The organism is Micromonospora sp. NPDC004704 (assembly GCF_053601675.1).
In genome coordinates, this window is the sequence record NZ_JBSGCD010000014.1 from 103,182 (window position 1) to 124,818 (window position 21,637).

The 21,637-nt window shown below is 70.5% G+C and carries 17 protein-coding genes; 9 read left to right on the forward strand and 8 right to left on the reverse strand.

Annotated features, from left to right (window positions below):
- Positions 1-35: 35 nt before the first annotated feature.
- Positions 36-392: an STAS domain-containing protein gene (locus tag ACWEFB_RS20700; RefSeq protein ID WP_326561529.1), complete on the reverse strand. Its 357-nt coding sequence runs from the start codon at positions 390-392 to the stop codon at positions 36-38.
- Positions 393-593: 201 nt separating this feature from the next.
- On the opposite strand from ACWEFB_RS20700, the gene ACWEFB_RS20705 reads away from it, so the two are divergent.
- From ACWEFB_RS20705 to ACWEFB_RS20715, 3 genes are read left to right on the forward strand one after another with little or no spacing between them, the layout of a single operon-like run.
- Positions 594-1,130: a PadR family transcriptional regulator gene (locus tag ACWEFB_RS20705; RefSeq protein ID WP_326561528.1), complete on the forward strand. Its 537-nt coding sequence runs from the start codon at positions 594-596 to the stop codon at positions 1,128-1,130.
- Between the two features lie 53 nt (positions 1,131-1,183).
- The gene (locus ACWEFB_RS20710; RefSeq protein WP_452287756.1) at positions 1,184-1,876 is read left to right on the forward strand and encodes an ABC transporter ATP-binding protein; all 693 of its coding nucleotides are present in this window, start codon (positions 1,184-1,186) and stop codon (positions 1,874-1,876) included.
- Complete coding sequence (locus tag ACWEFB_RS20715; protein WP_452287581.1) at positions 1,873-3,429, forward strand: FtsX-like permease family protein; 1,557 nt, start codon at positions 1,873-1,875, stop codon at positions 3,427-3,429. The genes ACWEFB_RS20710 and ACWEFB_RS20715 overlap by 4 nt, the downstream gene beginning before the upstream one ends.
- Positions 3,430-3,433: 4 nt before the next feature.
- On the opposite strand, the gene ACWEFB_RS20720 is transcribed toward ACWEFB_RS20715, so the two are convergent.
- Complete coding sequence (locus ACWEFB_RS20720; RefSeq protein ID WP_452287583.1) at positions 3,434-4,522, reverse strand: DUF4352 domain-containing protein; 1,089 nt, start codon at positions 4,520-4,522, stop codon at positions 3,434-3,436.
- 121 nt (positions 4,523-4,643) lie between these two features.
- Between ACWEFB_RS20720 and ACWEFB_RS20725 the strand changes: the two genes are divergently transcribed.
- Entirely contained in the window at positions 4,644-5,588 is a 945-nt protein-coding gene (locus tag ACWEFB_RS20725) for a threonine ammonia-lyase (RefSeq protein ID WP_452287585.1), read from the forward strand.
- A 59-nt stretch (positions 5,589-5,647) separates the two neighbouring features.
- Here the strand turns inward: ACWEFB_RS20725 and ACWEFB_RS20730 are convergent, their stop codons facing one another.
- Both ACWEFB_RS20730 and ACWEFB_RS20735 read right to left on the reverse strand, forming a co-directional pair.
- Positions 5,648-6,889: a family 16 glycosylhydrolase gene (locus ACWEFB_RS20730; RefSeq protein WP_452287587.1), complete on the reverse strand. Its 1,242-nt coding sequence runs from the start codon at positions 6,887-6,889 to the stop codon at positions 5,648-5,650.
- A 161-nt stretch (positions 6,890-7,050) separates the two neighbouring features.
- Positions 7,051-9,141: a S9 family peptidase gene (locus ACWEFB_RS20735; RefSeq protein ID WP_452287589.1), complete on the reverse strand. Its 2,091-nt coding sequence runs from the start codon at positions 9,139-9,141 to the stop codon at positions 7,051-7,053.
- 94 nt (positions 9,142-9,235) lie between these two features.
- Here ACWEFB_RS20735 and ACWEFB_RS20740 point away from each other — a divergent pair, with 94 nt between their 5' ends.
- The gene (locus ACWEFB_RS20740; protein WP_452287591.1) at positions 9,236-10,543 is read left to right on the forward strand and encodes an FAD-binding oxidoreductase; all 1,308 of its coding nucleotides are present in this window, start codon (positions 9,236-9,238) and stop codon (positions 10,541-10,543) included.
- 79 nt (positions 10,544-10,622) lie between these two features.
- Here the strand turns inward: ACWEFB_RS20740 and ACWEFB_RS20745 are convergent, their stop codons facing one another.
- From ACWEFB_RS20745 to ACWEFB_RS20755, 3 genes are all read right to left on the reverse strand, one after another.
- Positions 10,623-11,651 carry an aldo/keto reductase gene (locus ACWEFB_RS20745; RefSeq protein WP_452287593.1) on the reverse strand — a complete coding sequence of 343 codons (1,029 nt, stop codon included), beginning with the start codon at positions 11,649-11,651 and terminating at the stop codon, positions 10,623-10,625.
- 107 nt (positions 11,652-11,758) lie between these two features.
- Positions 11,759-12,376 (reverse strand): TetR/AcrR family transcriptional regulator, encoded by a 618-nt coding sequence (locus tag ACWEFB_RS20750; protein WP_452287595.1) that lies wholly within the window; start codon positions 12,374-12,376, stop codon positions 11,759-11,761.
- A 131-nt stretch (positions 12,377-12,507) separates the two neighbouring features.
- Positions 12,508-14,571, reverse strand: a complete 2,064-nt coding sequence (locus ACWEFB_RS20755) for a SpoIIE family protein phosphatase (protein ID WP_452287597.1) — start codon at positions 14,569-14,571, stop codon at positions 12,508-12,510.
- Positions 14,572-14,738: 167 nt separating this feature from the next.
- Here ACWEFB_RS20755 and ACWEFB_RS20760 point away from each other — a divergent pair, with 167 nt between their 5' ends.
- From ACWEFB_RS20760 to ACWEFB_RS20775, 4 genes are all read left to right on the forward strand, one after another.
- Positions 14,739-19,100: a HAMP domain-containing protein gene (locus tag ACWEFB_RS20760; RefSeq protein WP_452287599.1), complete on the forward strand. Its 4,362-nt coding sequence runs from the start codon at positions 14,739-14,741 to the stop codon at positions 19,098-19,100.
- Positions 19,101-19,128: 28 nt separating this feature from the next.
- Complete coding sequence (locus ACWEFB_RS20765; RefSeq protein ID WP_326561516.1) at positions 19,129-19,683, forward strand: response regulator; 555 nt, start codon at positions 19,129-19,131, stop codon at positions 19,681-19,683.
- A 66-nt stretch (positions 19,684-19,749) separates the two neighbouring features.
- Positions 19,750-20,319, forward strand: coding sequence for a uridine kinase family protein (locus ACWEFB_RS20770; protein ID WP_452287601.1), 570 nt, complete (start codon positions 19,750-19,752; stop codon positions 20,317-20,319).
- Positions 20,320-20,614: 295 nt separating this feature from the next.
- Entirely contained in the window at positions 20,615-21,169 is a 555-nt protein-coding gene (locus tag ACWEFB_RS20775) for a hypothetical protein (RefSeq protein ID WP_452287603.1), read from the forward strand.
- Between the two features lie 10 nt (positions 21,170-21,179).
- Here the strand turns inward: ACWEFB_RS20775 and ACWEFB_RS20780 are convergent, their stop codons facing one another.
- Positions 21,180-21,515 (reverse strand): STAS domain-containing protein, encoded by a 336-nt coding sequence (locus ACWEFB_RS20780; RefSeq protein WP_363593961.1) that lies wholly within the window; start codon positions 21,513-21,515, stop codon positions 21,180-21,182.
- Positions 21,516-21,637: the final 122 nt, after the last annotated feature.

Below are 21,637 nucleotides of genomic sequence, written 5' to 3' on the forward strand. Positions count from 1 at the left end.
CAGGCGGTGATCACGTCATGACCGGGCGTGTGCTGTTACGACGAGGCGGAGGTCTGGTCCGCCGCGATGGCCTGCTCCACCGAGGGGTGCGTCTGCAACACCTCGACCAGGCCGCTGACCTCCAGGATGCGCAACACGCCGCGCTGCGGTGCGGCGAGTCGGACCACCCCGCCGACCTCGTCACTGCTGTTCTTCGCCCGGACGAACACGGAGAGCCCGGTCGAGTCGCAGAAGGTCAGGTCGGACAGGTCGAACACCAGGCGGCTGTTGCCCCGGTCGAGCAGATCCGTGATCTCGTCCTGTAGCTGCGGCGCGGTGGCCATGTCCAGCTCGCCTGCGACCGCCACGACGACCACGTCGCCGCGCTGCTCGGTGTGCACCGTCAAGGACATTCGCGACCTCCTGTTATCGATCGAACGGTACTCCACCGGAGGGTTCGGCGGCAGGACCGGACGCCCTGGTGGGCGTGCTCATCTTCCTGGTCGTGCGGCGACCGGAGGCAGGCGGCCCCCGGTGAGTCGATCGCCGACCGGTGTGTCGGCTCGGACGAGGTGGGCTTGACGGCCACTATTCATTCAGTGAATAGTGGCGCCATGTCGACGGCTCAGGTGCTGCTCGGGCTGCTCGCCGGCGGTCCGCAGCACGGGTACGAGCTCAAACGGGCCCATGACGAACGACTGCCCCGGACCAAGCCACTGGGCTACGGCCAGGTCTACGCCACGCTCGGCCGGCTCGCCCGGGACGGCCTGGTCGCGCCGGCCGGACAGGACCGGGACGGCGGACCCGACCGGACCTCGTACGCGCTCACCGACACCGGGCACGCCGCGCTCGACGCCTGGTTGGCGGTGGTCGAGCCACCGGCGCCGTACGTGAGCGGCACCCTGTTCGCCAAGGTCGCGGTGGCGCTGCTGGTGGTCGGCGTCGACCGGACCAGGGAGTACCTGATCGCACAACGGCAGGCGCACACCGTACGGCTGCGCGAGCTGACCCAGATCAAGATCAGTGCGTCGGCCAGCCTCGCCGAGGTGGTCGCCGCCGACTTCGCCATCGTCCATCTCGACGCCGACCTGCGGTGGCTGCAGGCCACCCTGGAACGCGTCGCCGACTGGCACCGGGAGGTGCGGCCGTGACCGAGCCGGAACAACGGGCTGACCAAGCCGAGCGAGAATCGACCACACCGCCCCTGCTGCGCGCCGACCACCTGGTGAAGTCGTACGGGCGTACCCCGGCGCTGCGGGGGATCGACCTGACGGTGGCCGAGGGCGAGATCGTGGCCATCACCGGCCCGAGCGGCTGCGGCAAGTCGACCCTGCTGCTCTGCCTGGCCGGCATCCTCCGCCCCGACTCGGGCGAGGTCCACTACGGCGAACACCGGCTCGACACCTGGTCGGAGGCGGCCCGCGCACGGCTGCGCCGGACCGAGTTCGGGGTCCTGTTCCAGTTCGGCCAACTGGTCGCCGAACTGACCGCGGCGGAGAACGTCGCGCTGCCGCTGCTGCTCGCCGGCACGGGGCGGCGAGCAGCACGGTCGGCGGCACTGGCCTGGCTCGACCGGCTGGGCGTGGCACACCTGGCCGACAACCAGCCGGGCGAGATGTCCGGTGGTGAGCAGCAACGGTGTGCGATGGCGCGGGCGCTCGTCACCGAGCCGCGGGTGCTCTTCGCCGACGAGCCGACCGGTGCGTTGGACGTACTCGCGGGGGAGCGGCTGCTGGGCGAACTGGTCCGGGTCGTCCGCGAGCAGCGGACCTCGGTGGTACTGGTCACCCACGAGGCGCGGGTGGCCGGCTACGCCGATCGGGAGATCACCATGCGGGACGGTGAACTCGACGGGACCGGTCTCGGGCTGGGCACACTGCTGGCCGGTGCCGGATGAGACCCCCGACCCTGGTCCGGCTGGCCCTGGCCGGGACCCGTACGGACACGCTCCGGGTGGTGCTGACCGCACTCAGCGCCGCCCTGGCCGCCCTCATCGCCCTGGCCGCCCTGACCGTGCTCGCCATCCCGACGCCGCCGATGGTGGGCGACGACCGGTCGAGTCAGAACTCCACCCAGTACACCAACAACGTGCTGATCGAGCCGGGGCTGCGACCCGGCGTGGTAATCGCGCTGATCCTGCTCACCATCCCGGTGCTGGCGTTGGCCGGTCAGTGCGCCCGGCTCGGCGCGCCGGCCCGGGAGCGCCGGCTGGCCGCGTTCCGGCTGGCCGGAGCCACACCGGGCCAGGCGATCGCCATCATCGCCACCGAAACCGGGGTGGCGAGCCTGCTCGGCACCGGGTTCGGTACCGCGGTCTACCTGGTCGGCCGGCGGGTGCTGCACCGGCCGGACGCCGAGGGCAGGTTGGCCCTGCCCACCGACGTGCTGCCCGCACCGGGCGCGCTGGTCGCCGTGCTGATCGGCCTACCGCTGCTGACCGCGCTGATCGGCGCGTTCCTCGCCCGCCGGACCGTGATCACCCCGTTCCGGGTCTACCGCCGGACGCGACGGGACGGGAGCCCGTGGCCCTGGCCCGGGGTGCTGATCGCGCTCGGCCTGTTCGCGGCCGGCAGCGCGGATTCGATCAACCGCCGGTACGGCGGCGACAACGGCGCGGACCAGGGGCTGATGATCCTGTTGCTCCTCGGTGGCGGCGTACTGGCCGCGCTCGGCGTGGTGCTCGGGACGGGGTGGCTCTCGTACACCTCGGGGCGGCTGCTGCACAGGTTCGGTCGGTCCCCGGCGACGCTGCTGGCGGCCCGGCGGCTGATCGCCGATCCGTGGACCGGCAGCCGTACCTTCGGCGCGATGCTGGCCGCGGTGCTGTTCGGCGCGGGGGCGGCCGGGGCGCGGGCGTACTTCCAGGCCGACGACAGGGTCCGGGAGGCCGTACAGCGCCAGCACGCCCTCGCCGCCGGGCAACCGCAGATCGTCGAGGTGAACGACCCGTTCTATCTGCGTACCGTCGAGTTGGTCGACGTGGCGGTGATCGTCGCGCTTTCCATCGCCGCCGCAGGGCTGCTGGTCGCGCTGGTCGAGGGCATCGTGTCCCGACGCCGGGCGTACGCCGCCCTGATCGCGACCGGGGTGCCCGCGTCCGTACTCGGGCGGTCGGTCGCCTGGCAGGCGCTCGCCCCCGTGGTGCCGGCGATCGTGATGGCGCTGACGGTCGGGGTGCTCCTCGCCAGGGGCTTCTTCGGTACGCCCAGCCACGGCGGCTACAGCTACACCGTCTGCGATGCCGGGCCGGCGCTGTGCGACAACCCGGCCACCTCGGCCGAGTACAGCCGGACGGTGGCGGAGCCGCTGGTCGGCGGGTCGGTGCCCGTACCCCTGGCGGAGCTGGCGCTCTATGGTGCCGGCGCGCTCGGCGCGGTGCTGGTGATGGTCGGCGTCGGGCTGCTCTTCCTGCGCCGCAGCACCACGCTGACCGAGCTGCGGGTGGGCTGAGCGGCTACTCCACCCGGACCACCAGGCCGGGCGAGCTGGGCATGTGGTGCAGCCGCATCCGTACGATCCGGGCGCCGGCCGGGATGTCGTAGACCACCGCACCGGTCACCTTCATGCCGGGGTTGATCTCGTTCATGAACACCTGCTGGTCGGAGTTGGCGAGCACGCTCGCGCCGCTGTCCGCGCCGAACTGCTCGCCCCCCGGTCCGAACGCCTCCTGGAGGGTGTCGGTGAAGAACACCGGTCGTTTGCCGACGTTGCGCACGGCGAGTTCGACCACGCAGAACTGACCGACCGCGAGCTGGTTGACCAGGGGGTCACCGACCCGCCCGACACCGCACTCGACCTCGCGTACGAGGAATTCGAGGTCGCCGTCGCGGCCCGGCTGGTTCAACCCGACAATCCGCTGGCCCCGGCTCTCCACCTCGGCGTAGAGGTTGCCGCCCCAGGTCAACGCCGTACCGACGACGCCGGCGCAGCAGCAGAGGACCAGGGCCACGCTCACCCCGAGCAGCAGCCAGAGCCGACGGCGCCGCTCCGGCGGCGGCTGTACGTACCCCGGTGGCTCGTCCAGCCAGGGCGCGTGGTCCGGCCAGTACGCCCCCGGCGGGTCGGGGTACGGCTCGTCGGCGTACTGCTGCTGCTCCCCGTACTCCTGCTCGGGGTACGGGTCCTGCCCGGGGTGGGGCTGCTCGGCGTACGGCGAGGTCTGGTCCGGGTGGGGCGGCGGGGCGAAGTCTCCACCGATGGGTGGGGCGACCACCGGGGTGTCCGGGGTGGACCAGTCCGGGGGACGGGCGGGCGGCTCGGGTGGCGGTGGCCCGGTCACCGGGGACGGGGGAGTCGGGTCGTCCACGAAGGGGCCGCCCTCGGGATCCGGGGTCGGCTCGCTGGTGGGCGGGTCCGGATCCACCGACCAGGTCCAGGGCTGGGCGTGCGGGCCCGACTCCTCCGGCGGCTCGGACGCGGGGGTCGGCTCGGACGACTGCGGCTGTGGTGACCCGGACCGGGAGGGCGGGGAGCCGTGCGGGTCCGGGGTGGGTTCGGGACGGGGTTCGGGCGTGCCGTTATCCGGAGGGTCGGGCGTGGGCATCGCGGTCCCCCGATCACGCGGAACACTTTGCCTGATTCTAGGCTTTAGTGCCGCTTTGCCCGTTCGAGATCGTGGTTTCTGGTGGCGGTGTACGGACCAGCCCCTGCGGCATGATGATCGAATGGACCTGGTGACGCTGCACGATGTCCGGGCCGCCGCGGAACGGATCGCCGGCCGGGTCGTCCGTACCCCGCTGCTGCCCGCCGGTTGGGACCCGGAGCTCTGGCTCAAACCGGAGAGCCTCCAGCCGGTCGGCTCGTTCAAGCTGCGCGGCGCGACCAACGCGGTCGCCCGGCTGACCGAGGCCCAGCGGGCCAGTGGCGTGGTCACCCACTCCTCCGGCAACCACGGCCAGGCGCTGGCGTACGCGGCTCGGGCTGCCGGGGTGCCGTGCACGGTGGTGACCCCCGAGGGGGCGCCGGCCGTCAAGATCGAGCAGGTTCGCGCGCTCGGCGCCGAGGTGCTGCTCGTACCGCCGGCCGACCGGCTCGTCACCGCCGAGCGGATCGTCGCCGAGCGGGGGCGGACGCTCATCCCGCCGTACGACCACCGCGACGTCATCGCCGGCCAGGGGACCATCGGGCTGGAGATCGTCGAGGACCTGCCCGAGGTCGACGTGGTGCTGGTCCCGGTCGGCGGGGGCGGACTCTCCTCCGGCGTCGCCACCGCGATCAAGGCACTCTCCCCGTCGACCAGGGTCTACGGGGTCGAGCCCGCGTACGCGGCCGACGCGCAGGAGTCGCTGGCCACCGGGGAGCTTGTCGTCTGGGACCTGGCCCGAACCCATCGGACCAGCGCGGACGGGCTGCGTACCAACCTCGCCGAGCTGACCCTGGCCCACCTGAGGGAACACCTCGACGGGATCGTGACCGTCACCGAGGACGAGATCGCCGCCGCCACCTCCCGCCTGGTACGGGGAGCCCGGCTGGTGGTCGAGCCGAGTGGCGCGGTGACCACCGCCGCCCGGCTGTTCCGTCCGGCCGAGTTGCCGCCCGGCCGGACGGTGGCGGTGATCAGCGGCGGGAACGTCGATCCGGCCGTGCTGGCCGCCGCGGTGCTCGCCTGAGCGGATCCCCCCGCTCAGGCGAACACCGGCGCCGGGTCAGGTACGACCCGGAGGCGTGCTCAGCCGCGACGCCACTTCTGGTTCGCCCCGCCGAGGCAGGTCCAGAGCTGGAGCTTGGCGCCGTTCGCGGTGCTCCAGTCGCGTACGTCGACGCACTTGTTCGCCTGCGGGTTGACCAGGTCACCGGCGCCGCTCAGGACGAACTGCTGGGCCGGGTTGCCGCTGCACGTGGCGAGTTGGATGTTCGCGCCGTTGGTCACCGATCCCCAGGCCACGTCCATGCACTTGCCCAGCGCCCGGACGGTGCCGTCGCCGGGGAAGCTCCACCGCTGGGCGTCGGTGCCGTTGCAGTCCCACAGCTGCAACAGCGCGCCGTCGGTGGGCGTACCGCCGGGCACGTCGACGCACTTGTTGCCGTACCCGATCAGTTGCCCGCCGGTGGCGGGCGGCGGGGTGCCACCGGAGTTCCAGGCGTAGACCCGGACGTAGTCGATCAGCATCTGCTGGGGGAGCACGGTGCTGCCGTCGGGGTAGCCGGGCCAGTACCCGCCGACCGCCACGTTCATGATCATGAAGAACGGGTGGTTGTAGACCCACGGGTTGCCGCGCAGGTCGGCCGCAGTCTTGCGGGCGTACTGGATGCCGTCGACGTACCAGGTGACCGAGTCCGGGGCCCAGTCCACGGTGAAGGTGTGGAAGGCGTCCGCGAACGCCTGCCCGCCGGGGAGGCTGTACGCGCTGCTGATCGCGCTGCCGCCGGAGTAGCCGGGGCCGTGCAGGGTGCCGTAGACCGTGTTCGGCTCCCGACCGATGTTCTCCATGATGTCGATCTCGCCGTTGCCCGGCCAGCCCTGCGAGCCGGTGCCGAGCATCCAGAACGCCGGCCAGATGCCCTGCCCGCGCGGGATCTTCAGGCGGGCCTCGTAGCGGCCGTACGTCTGGGTGAACCGGTCCGCGGTCAGCAACCGGGCCGAGGTGTACTGGCAGGTGCCGTAGTGGCACTGGTAGTTCGCCGGGTTCTCCCGGCGGGCGGTGATCACCATGTTGCCGTTGCCGTCGTGCGCGGCGTTGCGGGTGGAGTTGGTGTAGTACTGCTGCTCGTTGTTGCCCCAGCCGCTGCCACCGATGTCGAACTTCCACTTGCCGCCGTCAGGGCTGGTGCCCGCGGCTCCGTTGAACTCGTCGCTCCAGGTGAGTGCGCCCGGGGCCGCCTGGGCGACGCCGGACGCTGGAGCCGTCAGCAGGGTGGCCAGGCTTGCCCCCAACAGGGCGAGAGCCAGGGCGGTCCGTCGTATACGCATGGAAATACTTCTATAACATCTGTTGGCTTTCTGGCAAGGTTGTTAACTAATAACTAAGTCAATTCCGACAAGACTGGTGGAGAGCCGCGACAGCCGCGACTCTCCACCAGTGCGTACCGATCAGGCGCGCTCCCGCGCCTCGTGTTGTGACGGGCCAGGCCTCAGGCCCCCAGTCCGAACCGGTCGAGCGTCCACGCGTTGACGAACGCCTCCTCGCGCCACGAGTCGTAGCGCCCGCTCGGCCCACCGTGCCCGGCGCCCATCTCCGTCTTCAACAGGTACGACCCGCCCGGCGCCACCGCCCGCAGCCGGGCGATCCACTTCGCCGGCTCGTGGTACAGCACCCGGGTGTCGTTGAGGCTGGTCACCGCGAGGATCGCCGGGTAGTCCACCGCCGCCACGTTCTCGTACGGCGTGTACGACTTCATGTACGCGTACACCTCGGGGTCGTCCAGCGGGTTGCCCCACTCCTCCCACTCGGTCACGGTCAGCGGCAACGACGGGTCCAGGATCGAGTTGAGCGCGTCCACGAACGGCACCTGCGCGACGATCCCGGCGAACGCGTCCGGGGCCAGGTTCGCCACCGCCCCCATCAGTAGCCCACCGGCCGAGCCACCCCGCGCCACCAGCTTGTCGGTCGACGTCCAGTCGGACTTGACCAGGTGCCGGGCGACCGCCACGAAGTCGGTGAAGGTGTTCTTCTTCGCCAGCATCTTGCCCTCTTCGTACCAGTGCCGGCCCAGTTCACCGCCACCCCGTACGTGGGCCACCGCGAAGATCACACCCCGGTCCAGCAGGGACAGTCGGGGGATGGAGAACCACGGGTCCATGCTCGCCTCGTACGACCCGTAGCCGTAGAGCACGCACGGTGCCGAGCCGTCGCGGGGCGTACCGGCGCGGGCGACCAGCGACACCGGGACCCGGGTGCCGTCGTCGGCCAGCGCCCACACCCGGTGCTGCTCGTACGCGGCCGGGTCGAAGTCGCCCAGCACCGGCTTGCGCTTGCGCAGCACCATCGCCCGGGTCACCAGGTTGTAGTCGTAGACCGAGTCCGGGGTGACCAGGGAGGTGTAACGCAGCCGTACGGTGTCGGTCTGGTACTCCGGGTTGCCGTCCAGCCCGACGCTGTAGATCGGCTCGGGAAAGTCGATGTCGTACGAGTCGGTGCTCCCGGCGGTGACCACCCGCAGCCCGGTCAGACCCTCGTAACGCAGGGACACGACCAGGTGGTTCGCGAACGCGTCCACCGACTCGAGTCGGGTGCCCGGCTGGTGGTCGATCATCGGCACCCAGTCGCCGGGGCTGTCCGCCGACGTGTACGCCAGCGCGAAGTCCTCGGCACCGTCGTTGTGCAGGATCAGGAACCGGTGCCCGTGGTGCTCGATCGAGTACTCGATGCCCTGCCGGCGGGGTGCGATGACCGCCGGCTCGCCGGTCGGGTTGCTGGCCGGGATGACCCGTACCTCGCTGGTGACCTTGCTGTGCGAGTCGATGACGATGAACTTCTCCGACCGGGTCAGCTCCACCCCGACCCAGAACCGCTCGTCGTCCTCCTGGTAGACGACAACGTCGTCGGCCGCCGCCGCGCCGACGGTGTGCCGCCACACCTGGTTCGGCCGCCACGCCTCGTCCACGGTCAGGTAGAACAGCGTGGACCCGTCGCCGGACCAGGCGGAACCGTAGAACGTGTCCGGCACCTCGTCGGCGAGCACCTCACCGGTCTGGAGGTCCTTGACCCGCAGCGTGAACCGCTCGTCCCCGGCGAAGTCCGTCGAGTACGCCAGCCACCGCCCGTCCGGGCTGACGTCGAAGGTGCCGAGGGCGAAGAAGTCCTGGCCCTGCGCGAGCGCGTTTCCGTCGAGCAGGATCTCCTCGCCGTCCAGCGGGGCGCCGTCGCCGGTCGCCGGAGGCTCGGTCTCCCCGTCGGCGACCGGGCGGCGGCACTGGATGCCGTACTGCTGGCCCTCGACCGTGCGGGTGTAGTACCAGTAGCCGCCCTTGCGGGCCGGCACCGACAGGTCCGTCTCCTGGGTGCGGTCCTTCGTCTCGCCGAAGAGCGTCTCCCGCAGCGCGGCCAGTGGTGCGGTGACCGCGTCGGTGTGGTCGTTCTCGGCGGTCAGGTAGGCGATCGTCGCCGGGTCCTCCTTGTTCGCAAGCCACGCGTACTCGTCGATGACGGTGTCGTCGTGGTGGGTGCGCTCGGTGGGGATCCGGTTGGCGACGGGGGCGGCAACGGGCGTCTCAGTGCTCACCCCGGCCACGTTACCGCCCATGCCCCCGCCCCCGCCCCCCGCCGGTCCGGCGCCGACCGTTGGCAATCGTTCGAACATGTGTACGATAAACCTCGTGGGGACATCGACAGCGGTGGAGCGGACAACTGGTGGGGGGATCGGTCAGCGTCTGGCCGAGATCTGTGGAGAGCGTTTCGCCCGACCGGCCGGAATGGCCGACGGGGTGGCCGGAGCACCGGCCGCCTGGGTGGCCGCACCGGGCACCGCCGAGGCGGTGGGTGCGGTGCTGCGGGCCGCCGCCGACCGGGCGCTGTCGGTGGTTCCGCGCGGCGCCGGCACCAAACTGGACTGGGGCGCACCACCCTCGCGAGTGGACATCGTCCTCGACACCGGTCGGCTGGCCGGGGTCTGGCACCACTCCGGTGAGGACATGGTCGCCGAGGTGGGCGCCGGCACACCGGTCCGGGCGGTGCAGGCCGCGCTGGCCCGTACCGGGATGCGGCTGCCGATCGACGCGCCCTCGGCCGAGGCGACCATCGGCGGGGTGGTGGCCGCCGACGAGACCGGTCCGATGCGGCACCGGCACGGCTCGCCGGGCGACCGGCTGTTCGGGGTCAGCTACGTCGACGCGTCCGGGGTCCTGCACCACGCGGGCGGCTGGGCGGCCGGCGAGACCGCCGGACACGACCTCGCGAGGCTGCTCTGCGGATCCAACGGGGCGCTCGGGGTGCTGGTCTCGGCGACCCTGCGGGTGCAGCCGGTGCCGGCCAGCCGGATCTGGGTGACCCGCCCGGTCCAGTCCCCACTGGAGATGTACAACCTGGTCCGGCTCATCCACGGATCCTGGCTGAGCCCGGCGGCGATCGAGATCGACCTGCCGAAGGAAGGGTTCTCGGCCGCCGGCCACCGGGCCGGTCCGCCGGAGGCCGGCAGTCTCGCCGTGCTGCTGGAGGGCGGGCAGGCAGACGTCGGGGGCAGGGTGGCCCGGCTGGTCGAGCTGCTGGAGGGCGACAGCCGGGTGCACACCACCGCGCCGTCCTGGTGGGGCCGCTACCCGTTCACCGCCGACGACGTCGCGCTCCGCATCGACGTACCCGCCGCCGACCTGCACGCCGCCGTCTATGCGCTGCGTGACGCCGCCGGGACGCCGGTTCCGGTGCGCGGCTCGGCCGGACTCGGCGTGGTCTACGCGGCACTGCCGGGCTACGTCGCGCCCGAGCAGATCGCCTCGATCCTCGGGGTGGTGCGGCGGGTGCTGCTCGCCCGCAACGGGCGGTGTGTGGTGCTGTCCGCCCCGCCCCGGATCCGCCGGGAGATCGACTTCTGGGGCCAGCTCCCCACCCTGCCGCTGCTCCGCCGGGTCAAGGAGCGGTTCGACCCGGACCACCGGCTCGCCCCCGGCCGGTACACCGGCGGCATCTGACCCCACTGCCGGCACCCGAGCCGCTGACGCCCGGCACCGCGCCACCAGCAGGGTGCCGGGCGTCAGCTTTCCCGTACTCCTACTGCTGCGGGTAGCGGACGTCCCGGTAGAAGCCGCTCTGCACCCAGTTCGGGTAGCTCGGCGCCGGCTTGCTGATCTCGTCGAGTTCGGCCAGGTCCTGCTCCGTCAGCGTCAGTTCGATGGCGCCGAGGTTGTCCGTGAGCTGGTGCGGCTTGCGGGCACCGACGGTGACGCTGGTGACCCCCGGCTTGGCCAGCACCCAGGCGAGCGAGACCTGGGCGATGCTGGCGTCGTACCGCTGGGCGATGGTTCGGACCACGTCGAGGATGTCGTACCCGCGCGAGTGGTCGACCGGTGGGAAGTCGGGGAAACCCTCGCTTCCGCGCCGGCCGTTGGAGTCGCTGGCGTCACGGTTGAACTTGCCGGTCAGGAAGCCGGCTGCCAGCGGTGCCCAGACGAACAGGCCGACACCCTCGTCGAGCACCATCGGAATGATGTCCCGCTCGGCGTCCCGGCCGACCAGGGAGTAGTAGCTCTGCAGGGCGGCGAAGCCGTTCAGGTTGAGTCGACCGGAGACGCCCAGCGCCTTGCTGACCTGCCAGGCCGAGAGGTTGGCTGCGGCGATGTACCGGATTTTGCCCTGGTGTACCGCGTCGTCGAGGGTGCGCAGCGTCTCCTCGAACGGCGTCAGGTGATCGAAGTTGTGCATCATGTAGACGTCGATGTAGTCGGTCCGGAGCCGGCGCAGGCTCTGCTCCAGGTTCCGCATCAGGTGCAGCCGGGTCTGGCCCACGTCGTTCGGCCCCGGCCCGGTACGGGCGTGCGCCTTCGTGGTCAGGATGACGTCCTCGCGGCGGCCCCTGAGAATGGTGCCGAGCTGTTCCTCGCTCTCGCCGTCGCCGTACCCGTCGGCGGTGTCGATCAGGTTGACCCCGCCGTCGAGGGCGGTGCCGACGATCCGTTCCGAGTCCGCCACCCCGAGTCCGCCGACCATGTCCCAGATCGGACCGGAGCCGCCGAAGGTCATCGCGCCGAGGGAGATCTCCGAGACGTACAGGCCGGTACGGCCCATCAGGCGGTATTTCACCACAGCTCCCAGAAGGTCGTCGGTCGAGTCGGCCGGGCTCCGCCCCCTCACTCTGCTACCCGTGGTCGCCGGACAGGGGCGAAAGCGCTCAAGCCGTACGGAAGGCGCTACGGCTGGCGCCGGAACGCCCCGTACCACCAGAGCTTGGCCAACTCCGCGCCGAAGGCGTCGTCGCCGGTGCTGTCGTCGGTTGTCGCCACATGGTCGGCGATGGCCCGCTCGCCGCCGATCACGATGATCCGGTTCACCGTCGGCACGTCCAGGTCGGCCGGGGTGCGACCCGCCTGCTGCTCCTCGGCCAGGATCCGCCCACCGAATTCGAGGAACCGGTTCGACCCGGCCGCCCAGAACTCCCGCACAGTGGTGTCGTACGCGGCGACCTCGTTGATCGCGGTGAGCACCACGGCGTACTCCCGGTAGAGCGTGGTGATCCGCTGGAAGATGTCGATCAGGCCATCCAGCCCGTCGGTGATCTGCCACGTGCTCACGATGTCGTAGCCGGTGGTACGCATGGTGCCGGCGAGCCGCATGAGCAGTGCGCTCTTGTCCCGGAAGTGGGTGTAGAAGGTCGACCGGGCCACCCCCGCCTCGGCGGCGATCCGCTGCACACCGAGTTCGGTGAAGCTCACCCCTTCGGTCAGCAGACGCACGGTCGCGGCCACGATCTCGGCCTCGACCGAGGCCCGACGATCGGGGTCCACTGAGCGTCGGGTGATCGATGGCATGGCCGCCAGTCTAGATCGGCCGACTTCCCCCCGACCCGCGCCGACCCGCCAGGCCGTACACCGCCTCCCGCAGCGCGGATCCGGCTCGGCGACTCAGACCGGCTCCCGCAGAGCGGATCCGGCTCGGTGGCTCAGACCGGGAGGGCGTCGTTGCGCAGGACGAGGATGGCGATGTCGTCGCGTGGGGTCTCGCCGGAGAATCCGATCGCGGTCGAGCGCAGCCGGGCCGCGACCACGTCCGCCGAGTAGCCGGCGAGTGGTCCGGCGGCGTCCCGGAGCCGGTCGAGTCCGAACAGCTCCCGACCGCGCCGCCGCTCGGTGACGCCGTCGGTGTAGAAGATCAGCGAGTCGCCCGGACCCATCGGCACACTGGCCGAGGGCGTGGCGATCGAGTCGAGCAGGCCGAGCGCGGTGCCGCCGGTCCCGACGAACGAGGCCCGGCCGTTTCCGCGTACGAGGACCGGACGATCGTGGCCGGCCAGGTGCAGCTCGACCGTGAGCTGCCCGTCCTGGCGTTGGCCGACGGCGGCCAGGGCGAGCGTGCAGTAGCGCCCGCCGCCGCGCTCGACCAGGGTCTCGTTGAGCCGGTCGAGTGCCTCGGGCAGCGGCTTGCCGTCACCGACCAGCACCCGGATCACGTCCCGGACCAGTCCGGTGACCGCGGCGGCCTGTACGCCCTTGCCGGAAACGTCCCCGACCACCACCAGCCACCGCCCGTCCGGCAGCGGTACCACGTCGTAGAAGTCGCCGCCCACGTCCGCGTCGTCACCGGTCGGTACGTACTCGGCGGCGAAGCCGATGCCGTCGACGACCGGCAGCACCGGTGGCAGCAGCGACTGTTGCAGGGTGTGCGCGATCCGCCGCCGTTCGGCGTGGATCCGCGCGTTCTCGATCGCCAGTGCGGCCCGCCGGGCCACGTCCTCCAGCACCGCGACCTCGTCCGGGTCGTGCCGGTGCCGCAGGTGGCGTCCGACGGCGAGGGTGCCGAGACGCTGACCCCGGGCGACCAGGGGGACCGCGAAGCCGTCCATCGGGCCCCCGATCGGCACCTGGGAACCGCTCCGGGACGCCTCCCGCAGCCGGGCCTGCACCGAGTCCGGGCCGTCCTCGCTGAGGACCTTGTGCAGTTCCGGCAGGACCGCCTCGTCGGCGTGGCTGGCCGCGGCGAGCTTGAGCCGACCCCACTCGTCGGCGGTGTGCACCGCGCACCACTGGCCGAGCCGGGGCACCACGAGCTGCGGGATCAGCGCCATGGTCAGGTCGACGTCGAGGGACTGGGCGAGCAGTTCGCTCGCCTCGGCGAGGAAGGTCAGCCAGGTCTGCCGGCGTACGTCGGCCCGGCGGAGCCGGTCGTTCTCCAGGTGCAGGGAGAGTCGTTCGGCCATCAGCGCGGCGAGCGGCTGGGCATATCCCGAGGGCGCGGCGTCGAGTTCCAGTTCCCCGGCGTACGGGCGGTGCACGGCGAGCGGCACCCGGAGCAGGTCGTCGCCGGGGCGGGGATGCCGGCCGTAACGGGCGAGCACCTGTGACCCGTTGCCGTCGCCCCGGTCCAGTCGTACGGTGCCGCCGGCCGCGCCGACCATCTCGCCGACCCGGGCCAGCAGGTTGGCGGCGAAGTCCGGCAGCGGGTCGTCCGTGTACGGGTCGGGCACGGTGTGCATCAGGGCGGTGAGGGCGCCGGCGCTCGGTGCGGGACCGGTGGGCGTGCCGCCGACCAGTGTCGAGCCGGGGCGGCCGGTGGCGGGCTCGGGTGCGCTTTTGCGGTCGAGCCGGAACCAGACGCCCTTGCCGGTGGGGAGGTGGGTGGTGCCCCAGCGGCTGGCGAAGTGGTCGACCAGGAGCAGTCCCCGGCCTCGTTCCGATACCTCGGAAATGTCTGTCAGGTCGTTTTTAGGGCGCGCGGTCACCTTTTCCAGCGGACCGACGGCGAAGTCCGAGACCGTGACGGTCAGTCCGCTCTCGTCCGCTACGACCTCTATGTCCAGCTCTGTGCCGGCGTGTTCCACCGCGTTCGTGGACAGCTCGGTGGTGAGCAGAAGCGCCTCGTTGAGCAGTTCGTCCAGTTGTGCCTCGGCGAGCACCGACCGCACGATCGCCCGTGCGGCAGCCGGCGTACGGCGGTCGGCTGGTAGCCGTACCCGCCGGACACGTTCGTCCGCACCGTCGCTGAACGGCCCCCCGATTTCCGCTGACACCGTTTCATCCTCCACCGCGCGGCTGCCGGTGCCAAGCCTGCCGGCACGCCGCCCCAGCTCAGCATGGACTGGTATCGGCGGGATCGGAGCACAATGATGGGGGTGCCGCCGCCGCCAACAGGGGCCCGGCCAGGCACGGTCCACCTCCCCCAGTTGAGCGAGGAAGAATGACCACGGCGAAACAGTTGTCCGCCGCGGACCCGTCGACCACCGACGACGCGGTCCTGCTCGGCGAGCTCGCCGAGGCGCTGCGGCGGGTCCGTCGCGGCGATCTCAAGGTACGGCTACCGCGCCGCGCGGGAGTCGGAGGCGAGGTCGCGGACGCCTTCAACGAGGTGGTCTCCCTGCAGGAGCGGCAGAACCTGGGCCTGCGGCGGGTGAGCCGGATCGTCGGCCGGGACGGGCAGCTCACCGAGCGGCTCGACGAGGAGGGCTTCGACGGCGCCTGGGCCGACGGTCAGCGGGCGGTCAACTCCCTGATCGACGACCTGACCAACCCGACCACCGAGATCGCCCGGGTCATCGTGGCGGTCGCCGACGGTGATCTCTCCCAGCACATGGCGCTGGAGATGGACGGCCGCCCGCTGCGCGGTGAGTTCCTCCGGATCGGCCGCACGGTCAACACGATGGTGGACCAGCTCTCGTCCTTCTCCAACGAGGTGACCCGGGTCGCCCGCGAGGTGGGCACCGAGGGTGAACTGGGCGGCCAGGCGGACGTACGCGGGGTCGCCGGCACCTGGAAGGACCTGACCGAGTCGGTCAACACGATGGCGTCGAACCTGACGTACCAGGTGCGATCGATCTCACAGGTGGCCACGGCGGTGGCCCGGGGCGACCTGTCGCAGAAGATCACCGTGTCGGCCAAGGGTGAGGTTGCCGAGCTGGCGCACACCTTCAACTCGCTCACCGACACCCTGCGCCTCTTCGCCGAGCAGGTGACCCGGGTGGCCCGCGAGGTGGGTACGGAGGGCAAGCTCGGCGGCCAGGCCGAGGTGCCGAACGTCGCCGGGACCTGGAAGGACCTGACCGACAGCGTCAACTCGATGGCGTCGAACCTGACCTCCCAGGTGCGGAACATCGCCCAGGTGTCGACGGCGGTGGCCCGGGGCGACCTGAGCCAGAAGATCACCGTGGCGGCGCAGGGCGAGATCCTCGAACTCAAGGACACCGTCAACACGATGGTGGACCAGTTGTCGTCGTTCGCCGACGAGGTGACCCGCGTTGCCCGCGAGGTCGGCATCGAGGGCAAGCTCGGCGGCCAGGCCCAGGTACGCGGTGTCTCCGGCACCTGGCGGGACCTGACCGAGAACGTGAACCAGCTAGCCGGGAACCTGACCTCCCAGGTGCGGAACATCTCCCAGGTCTCCACCGCGGTCGCGAAGGGCGACCTGTCGCAGAAGATCACCGTGGACGCCCGGGGCGAGATCCTGGAGTTGAAGTCCACGGTGAACACGATGGTGGACCAGCTCTCCTCGTTCGCCGACGAGGTCACGCGGGTGGCCCGCGAGGTCGGTACGGAGGGCAAGCTCGGCGGCCAGGCCCAGGTGAAGGGCGTATCCGGCACCTGGCGGGACCTGACCGACAACGTGAACTCGATGGCGTCGAACCTGACGTCGCAGGTACGGAACATCGCCTCGGTCACCACCGCGGTGGCTCGGGGCGACCTCGGTCAGAAGATCACCGTGGACGCTCGGGGCGAGATCCTGGAGTTGAAGTCCACGGTCAACACGATGGTGGACCAGTTGTCGTCGTTCGCCGACGAGGTGACCCGAGTCGCCCGCGAGGTGGGCACCGAGGGCAAGCTCGGCGGCCAGGCCCAGGTACGCGGCGTCGCCGGCACCTGGCGGGACCTGACCGACAACGTGAACTCGATGGCGTCGAACCTGACCTCCCAGGTGCGGAACATCGCCCAGGTCTCCACCGCCGTGGCGCGCGGTGACCTGTCGCAGAAGATCACCGTCGACGCCCAGGGCGAGATCCTGGAGTTGAAGTCCACGGTCAACACGATGGTCGACCAGCTCTCGTCCTTCGCCGACGAGGTGACTCGCGTTGCCCGCGAGGTCGGTACGGAGGGCAAGCTCGGCGGTCAGGCCGAGGTGAAGGGCGTATCCGGCACCTGGCGGGACCTGACCGACAACGTGAACTCGATGGCGTCGAACCTGACCTCCCAGGTGCGGAACATCGCCTCGGTGACCACGGCGGTGGCGCGCGGTGACCTGCGTCAGAAGATCACCGTGGACGCGCAGGGCGAGATCCTGGAGCTGAAGAACACCATCAACATCATGGTGGACCAGTTGTCCTCGTTCGCCGACGAGGTGACCCGGGTCGGCCGCGAGGTGGGCATCGAGGGCAAGCTCGGCGGCCAGGCGCAGGTGAAGGGGGTCTCCGGCACCTGGCGGGACCTGACCGAGAACGTGAACCAGCTCGCCTCCACCCTCACCACCCAGTTGCGGGCGATCGCCCAGGTGTCGACCTCGGTGACGCGGGGCGACCTGACCCAGCGGATCACGGTCGAGGCGCAGGGCGAGGTCGCCGAGCTGAAGGACAACATCAACCAGATGATCGTCACCCTCCGGGAGACGACCAAGAAGAACGCCGAGCAGGGTTGGCTCGACTCCAACCTGGCCCGGATCGGTGGTCTGCTCCAGGGTCAGCGCGACCTCGGCGAGGTCTGCCGGATGATCATGACCGAGGTGACCCCGCTGGTCGACGCGCAACTCGGCGCGTTCTTCCTGGCCGACACCGAAGAGGCGTCGATGCGGCTGCGGCTGACCGCCTCGTACGGCTACGTCGCCCGGCACCACAACGTCACCTTCGGACCCGGTGAGGGGCTGGTCGGCCAGGCCGCGCTCTCCCGGCGCACGATCAGGGTGAACGTCCCCGACGGCAAGCTGACCGTACGGTCCGGGCTGGCGGCGACACCCCCGGCCGACCTGGTGGTGCTGCCGGTGCTGTTCGAGGGCGAGATGCTCGGCGTGATCGAGTTCGCCAGCGTCGCCGCCTTCTCCGAGCTGCACATCACCTTCCTGGAACGGCTGGTCCTGACCATCGGCATCGCGGTCAACACCATCCAGGCCAACCGGCGTACGGAGGAACTGCTGGCGCAGTCCCAGCGGCTCGCCCACGAGTTGCAGGAACAGTCGGCCGAACTTCAGCGCACCAACGCCGAGCTGGAGGACAAGGCGCAGCTCCTCTCCGAGCAGAAGGGCAACATCGAGACCAAGAACCGGGAGATCGAGATGGCCCGGATTGGTCTGGAGGAGAAGGCGCAGCAGCTCAGCCGGGCGTCGGCGTACAAGTCGGAGTTCCTGGCGAACATGAGCCACGAGCTGCGTACGCCGCTCAACTCGCTGCTGCTGCTGGCCCGGCTGCTCGCGGACAACTCGGAGCAGAACCTGACCGAGAAGCAGACCGAGTTCGCCCGGACCATCCACAGCGCCGGTTCGGACCTGCTGCGGCTGATCGACGACATCCTCGACCTGTCCAAGATCGAGGCCGGTCGGATGGACGTCGAGCCGACCGAGGTGCAGTTCGCCGAGGTCCGGGGGTACGTCGAGCAGGCGTTCGCACCGCAGGCCGAGGAGAAGAGCCTGGACTTCCAGGTACGCGTCTCCCGCGACCTGCCCGAGGCGGTGATCACCGACGCCCAGCGACTCCAGCAGATCCTGCGCAACCTGCTCTCCAACGCGGTCAAGTTCACCGACAACGGTGCGGTCACGCTCCGGATCGCGCCCGCGCCCGAGGGCATGTACTTCGACGTACCTGCGCTGGCCACGGCACGGCAGGTGGTCGCGTTCACGGTCATCGACACCGGCATCGGCATCTCCGACGACAAGCTGTCGCTGATCTTCGAGGCGTTCCAGCAGGCCGACGGCACCACCAGTCGGCGCTACGGCGGCACCGGGCTGGGGCTCTCGATCAGCCGCGACCTGGCCCGCCTGATCGGTGGCACGATCACGGTGGCCTCGGCGCCCGGCCAGGGTTCGACCTTCACCCTGTTCGTGCCGGACGTGCTGGCGCCGGACGCGGTGGTCGCACCGATGCCGCTGCCGACGATGCCGGTCCGCAACGAGATGCCGCCGCTGCTGCGCTCGACCGAGTTGGAGCGGGTGAGCGCACCGGTCACCCGGCAGCTCGACGGCGCCACCGTACTGATCATCGACGACGACGTACGCAACGTCTTCGCGTTGACCAGCGCGTTGGAGCTGCACGGCATGACCGTGCTCTACTCGGACAACGGGGTGGACGGCGTACGGCTGCTCGCCGAGCATCCGGAGGTCGACATCGTGCTGATGGACGCGATGATGCCCGACCAGGACGGTTACGAGACCACCCGGGCGATCCGGCGCAACCACCGGTTCGCCGACCTCCCGGTGGTCTTCCTGACCGCGAAGGCGATGCCCGGCGACCGGGAGTCGGCGCTCGGGGCCGGGGCCAGCGACTACATCACCAAGCCGGTCGACCTGGATGAGCTGATCGAGCTGATGGCCTCCTGGGTCAACGGCAGCGGACGGGAGATGACCGAGTGAGCGCGTACGGCGGCAACGTGGTGGTCCGATGAGCGAGGTGGCGAAGGCGCTCCTGGTCGACGACCGGCGGGAGAACCTGCTGGCCCTGGAGGCGATCCTGCAGGGCCTGCCGGTGCACTCGGTGGCGGTGGAGAGCGGTGAGGCGGCGCTCAAGCAGTTGCTGGTGGACGACTTCGCGGTGATCCTGCTCGACGCCCAGATGCCGGACATGGACGGGTTCGAGACCGCGAGCCACATCAAGCGGCGGGAGCGGACCCGGCACGTACCGATCATCTTCCTGACCGCCGCGGACCGGGACGCCCAGCTCGCACTCCGCGGTTACGCGGTCGGCGCGGTCGACTACCTGACCAAACCGTTCGACCCGTGGGTCCTGAGGGCCAAGGTGTCGGTCTTCGTGGACCTCTGGACCAAGAACCGGCAGCTCGTCGCCCAGGCCGAGGTGGTACGCGAGCGCAACGCCCAGTGGCGCAACCTCACCGACGCCGTGGACGAGGCCACCCGGCTGCTCCGCACCGACGACCCGACCGCCCAGGCCCGCGCCACCGAAATCCTCGAACAGGCCCGCTGGGGCACCACCTCCTGAAGGCTGCCCTCGGAACCGATGTTGGTCAGCGAGTCAGATCAGCCGACCACTGGCTAGGCTGCGCCCATGGCCGTCGACGTCGTGGATCAGGTTGCCGCCGCCGTCGCGTCCCGCGAGCCGGTCAACGGCATACGCATTATCGGCATCGACGGCCCGAGCGGCTCGGGAAAGAGCCACCTCGGCCGCGGCCTCTCCGAGGTGCTGAAGGCGCCGATCATCGAGATCGACGACTTCGTCTCGTGGGACAACTTCGCCGGTTGGTGGCCACGCTTCGACGCCCAGGTACTCACGCCGCTGCTTCGCGGTGAGAGTGCCCACTACCAGGCGAGAGACTGGACGGACTGGTACGGCAACAGCCTCGGCGAGTGGAAGACCCAGCCCTGGGCGCCCATCGTGATCTTCGAAGGGGTCACCTGCACCCGCCGCGAGACGATCGGCCGACTCGCCTACACGGTCTGGGTCGACGCGCCAGCGCCGCTGCGGCTCGCGCGCGGCCTCGCCCGCGACAGATCCTTCGCAGGCGCCGAACAGCTCTGGCAGAAGTGGATGACCGAAGAAGAACAGTTCTTCCACTCCGACGCCACCCAAGCCCGCGCCAACCTCATGATCAACACCGCCCACCCCACCCCCTCCTAGCCCCGCCCTTACCCCGCTCCCACCCCGCGCGTCGATCTTGCAGTTGTGGTCGTTCGCGAAACCTCCAAAACGGGGCAAGCTGGGCGCCACAACTGCAAGATCGACGCGTTCGCCGGCGAGGCTCAGGATCTGCGCTGGTCGAGTTCCGGACCTCCATGCGCCACCTCGTCGGTGCTCCTGTTCAGCCGTGACGTCCGTGGGGTCGGTTCGCCGGGTTGGTCGTGGCGGATTCGTGCCCCTCCGGGGGCAGCGGTTCGCCACAGCTCGCTGGCCGACTTCCGGTTGGATGGGAGGTATGGGGGTCACCAGGGACGGGCGGAACTGGCGGATCGGCACGGCTGACGACGTGGCCTGGCTCGTCGGCCAGACCACGGAGGATCTCACGATCACCACGGCGATCCCGCCGGTGTTCGAGGCGTACGCCACTTTCTACCCGCCCGAGGGTGTCGGTTACCCGGCCCACGAACGCGCGGTGGTCGACGTGCTTGTCAAGCACACCCCCGAGCAGCCCTGGTGGCTGGGCTACCTCGAAACGGGGCCGCACGACATCGTCTTCCCGGATGCCCCGAAGGTGTTCCTCTACTGGAACTGGCCGTACGTGCTGGTCGAGGCCGGTCCCGAACAGGCTCTCACCTGGCGGACCGGTCACATGCGCGGTGACGGACCGCTGCCCGATCTGTTCTTCCCCGCCGACCGATCCTGGCTCGTCTCCGCCCTCTGGGACGACGCCTGGACCGACGTCGGCGGCAGCGCCGCGCTGATCACCGCACTGCGCCACAATCCGCTGGTCAACGCCCGCCCGGTCGGACCCGACGAGGACGCCCTACCGCCGGGACTGGTACGCGAATGACCGGTGAGGGTTAGCTGTTGGCGGGTTCGTTGCGGATCATCAGGGCCGAGCGGAGGCCGGTGATGTCGAGGACCCGGAGCAGGAAGTCGCCCACGTTGGTCAGGACCAGGAGGGTCTGGGCGTGACTGGCCTTGCGGCTCAGTACGACCAGGGTGCCGAGGCCCTGCGAGTCACAGAAGGTGACTCCTGCGAGGTCAAGTACCAACCGGGGCGGGGCGTCGGATAGTGCCTCGTTCACGACGGCCGACAGTCGGCTGGCGGTGAGCATGTCAATTTCGCCGGCGAGGCTGAGAATCACCTCGTCGGCGGTCCGCTGGACCGCGATGGTCAGCTCGGCTCGCTCCACCGGATCAGCGTATCGCGATCTAGGTGACTCGGCCGGGTGAGGCGTACCGCCGCGCTGTCGGGCCCGCTCCGGACGGGCGAGCGGGACGTGAGCGGGGTTACCCCAGCAGGGGTGGTTACCCT

What these genes read in the sequence shown, in the direction of transcription:
- ACWEFB_RS20700 (WP_326561529.1), bottom strand. Translation starts at nt 392, where the DNA reads ATGTCCTTGACGGTGCACACCGAGCAGCGCGGCGACGTGGTCGTCGTG.
- ACWEFB_RS20705 (WP_326561528.1), top strand. Translation starts at nt 594, where the DNA reads ATGTCGACGGCTCAGGTGCTGCTCGGGCTGCTCGCCGGCGGTCCGCAG.
- ACWEFB_RS20715 (WP_452287581.1), top strand. Translation starts at nt 1,873, where the DNA reads ATGAGACCCCCGACCCTGGTCCGGCTGGCCCTGGCCGGGACCCGTACG.
- ACWEFB_RS20720 (WP_452287583.1), bottom strand. Translation starts at nt 4,522, where the DNA reads ATGCCCACGCCCGACCCTCCGGATAACGGCACGCCCGAACCCCGTCCC.
- ACWEFB_RS20725 (WP_452287585.1), top strand. Translation starts at nt 4,644, where the DNA reads ATGGACCTGGTGACGCTGCACGATGTCCGGGCCGCCGCGGAACGGATC.
- ACWEFB_RS20730 (WP_452287587.1), bottom strand. Translation starts at nt 6,889, where the DNA reads ATGCGTATACGACGGACCGCCCTGGCTCTCGCCCTGTTGGGGGCAAGC.
- ACWEFB_RS20750 (WP_452287595.1), bottom strand. Translation starts at nt 12,376, where the DNA reads ATGCCATCGATCACCCGACGCTCAGTGGACCCCGATCGTCGGGCCTCG.
- ACWEFB_RS20760 (WP_452287599.1), top strand. Translation starts at nt 14,739, where the DNA reads ATGACCACGGCGAAACAGTTGTCCGCCGCGGACCCGTCGACCACCGAC.
- ACWEFB_RS20765 (WP_326561516.1), top strand. Translation starts at nt 19,129, where the DNA reads ATGAGCGAGGTGGCGAAGGCGCTCCTGGTCGACGACCGGCGGGAGAAC.
- ACWEFB_RS20770 (WP_452287601.1), top strand. Translation starts at nt 19,750, where the DNA reads ATGGCCGTCGACGTCGTGGATCAGGTTGCCGCCGCCGTCGCGTCCCGC.
- ACWEFB_RS20775 (WP_452287603.1), top strand. Translation starts at nt 20,615, where the DNA reads ATGGGGGTCACCAGGGACGGGCGGAACTGGCGGATCGGCACGGCTGAC.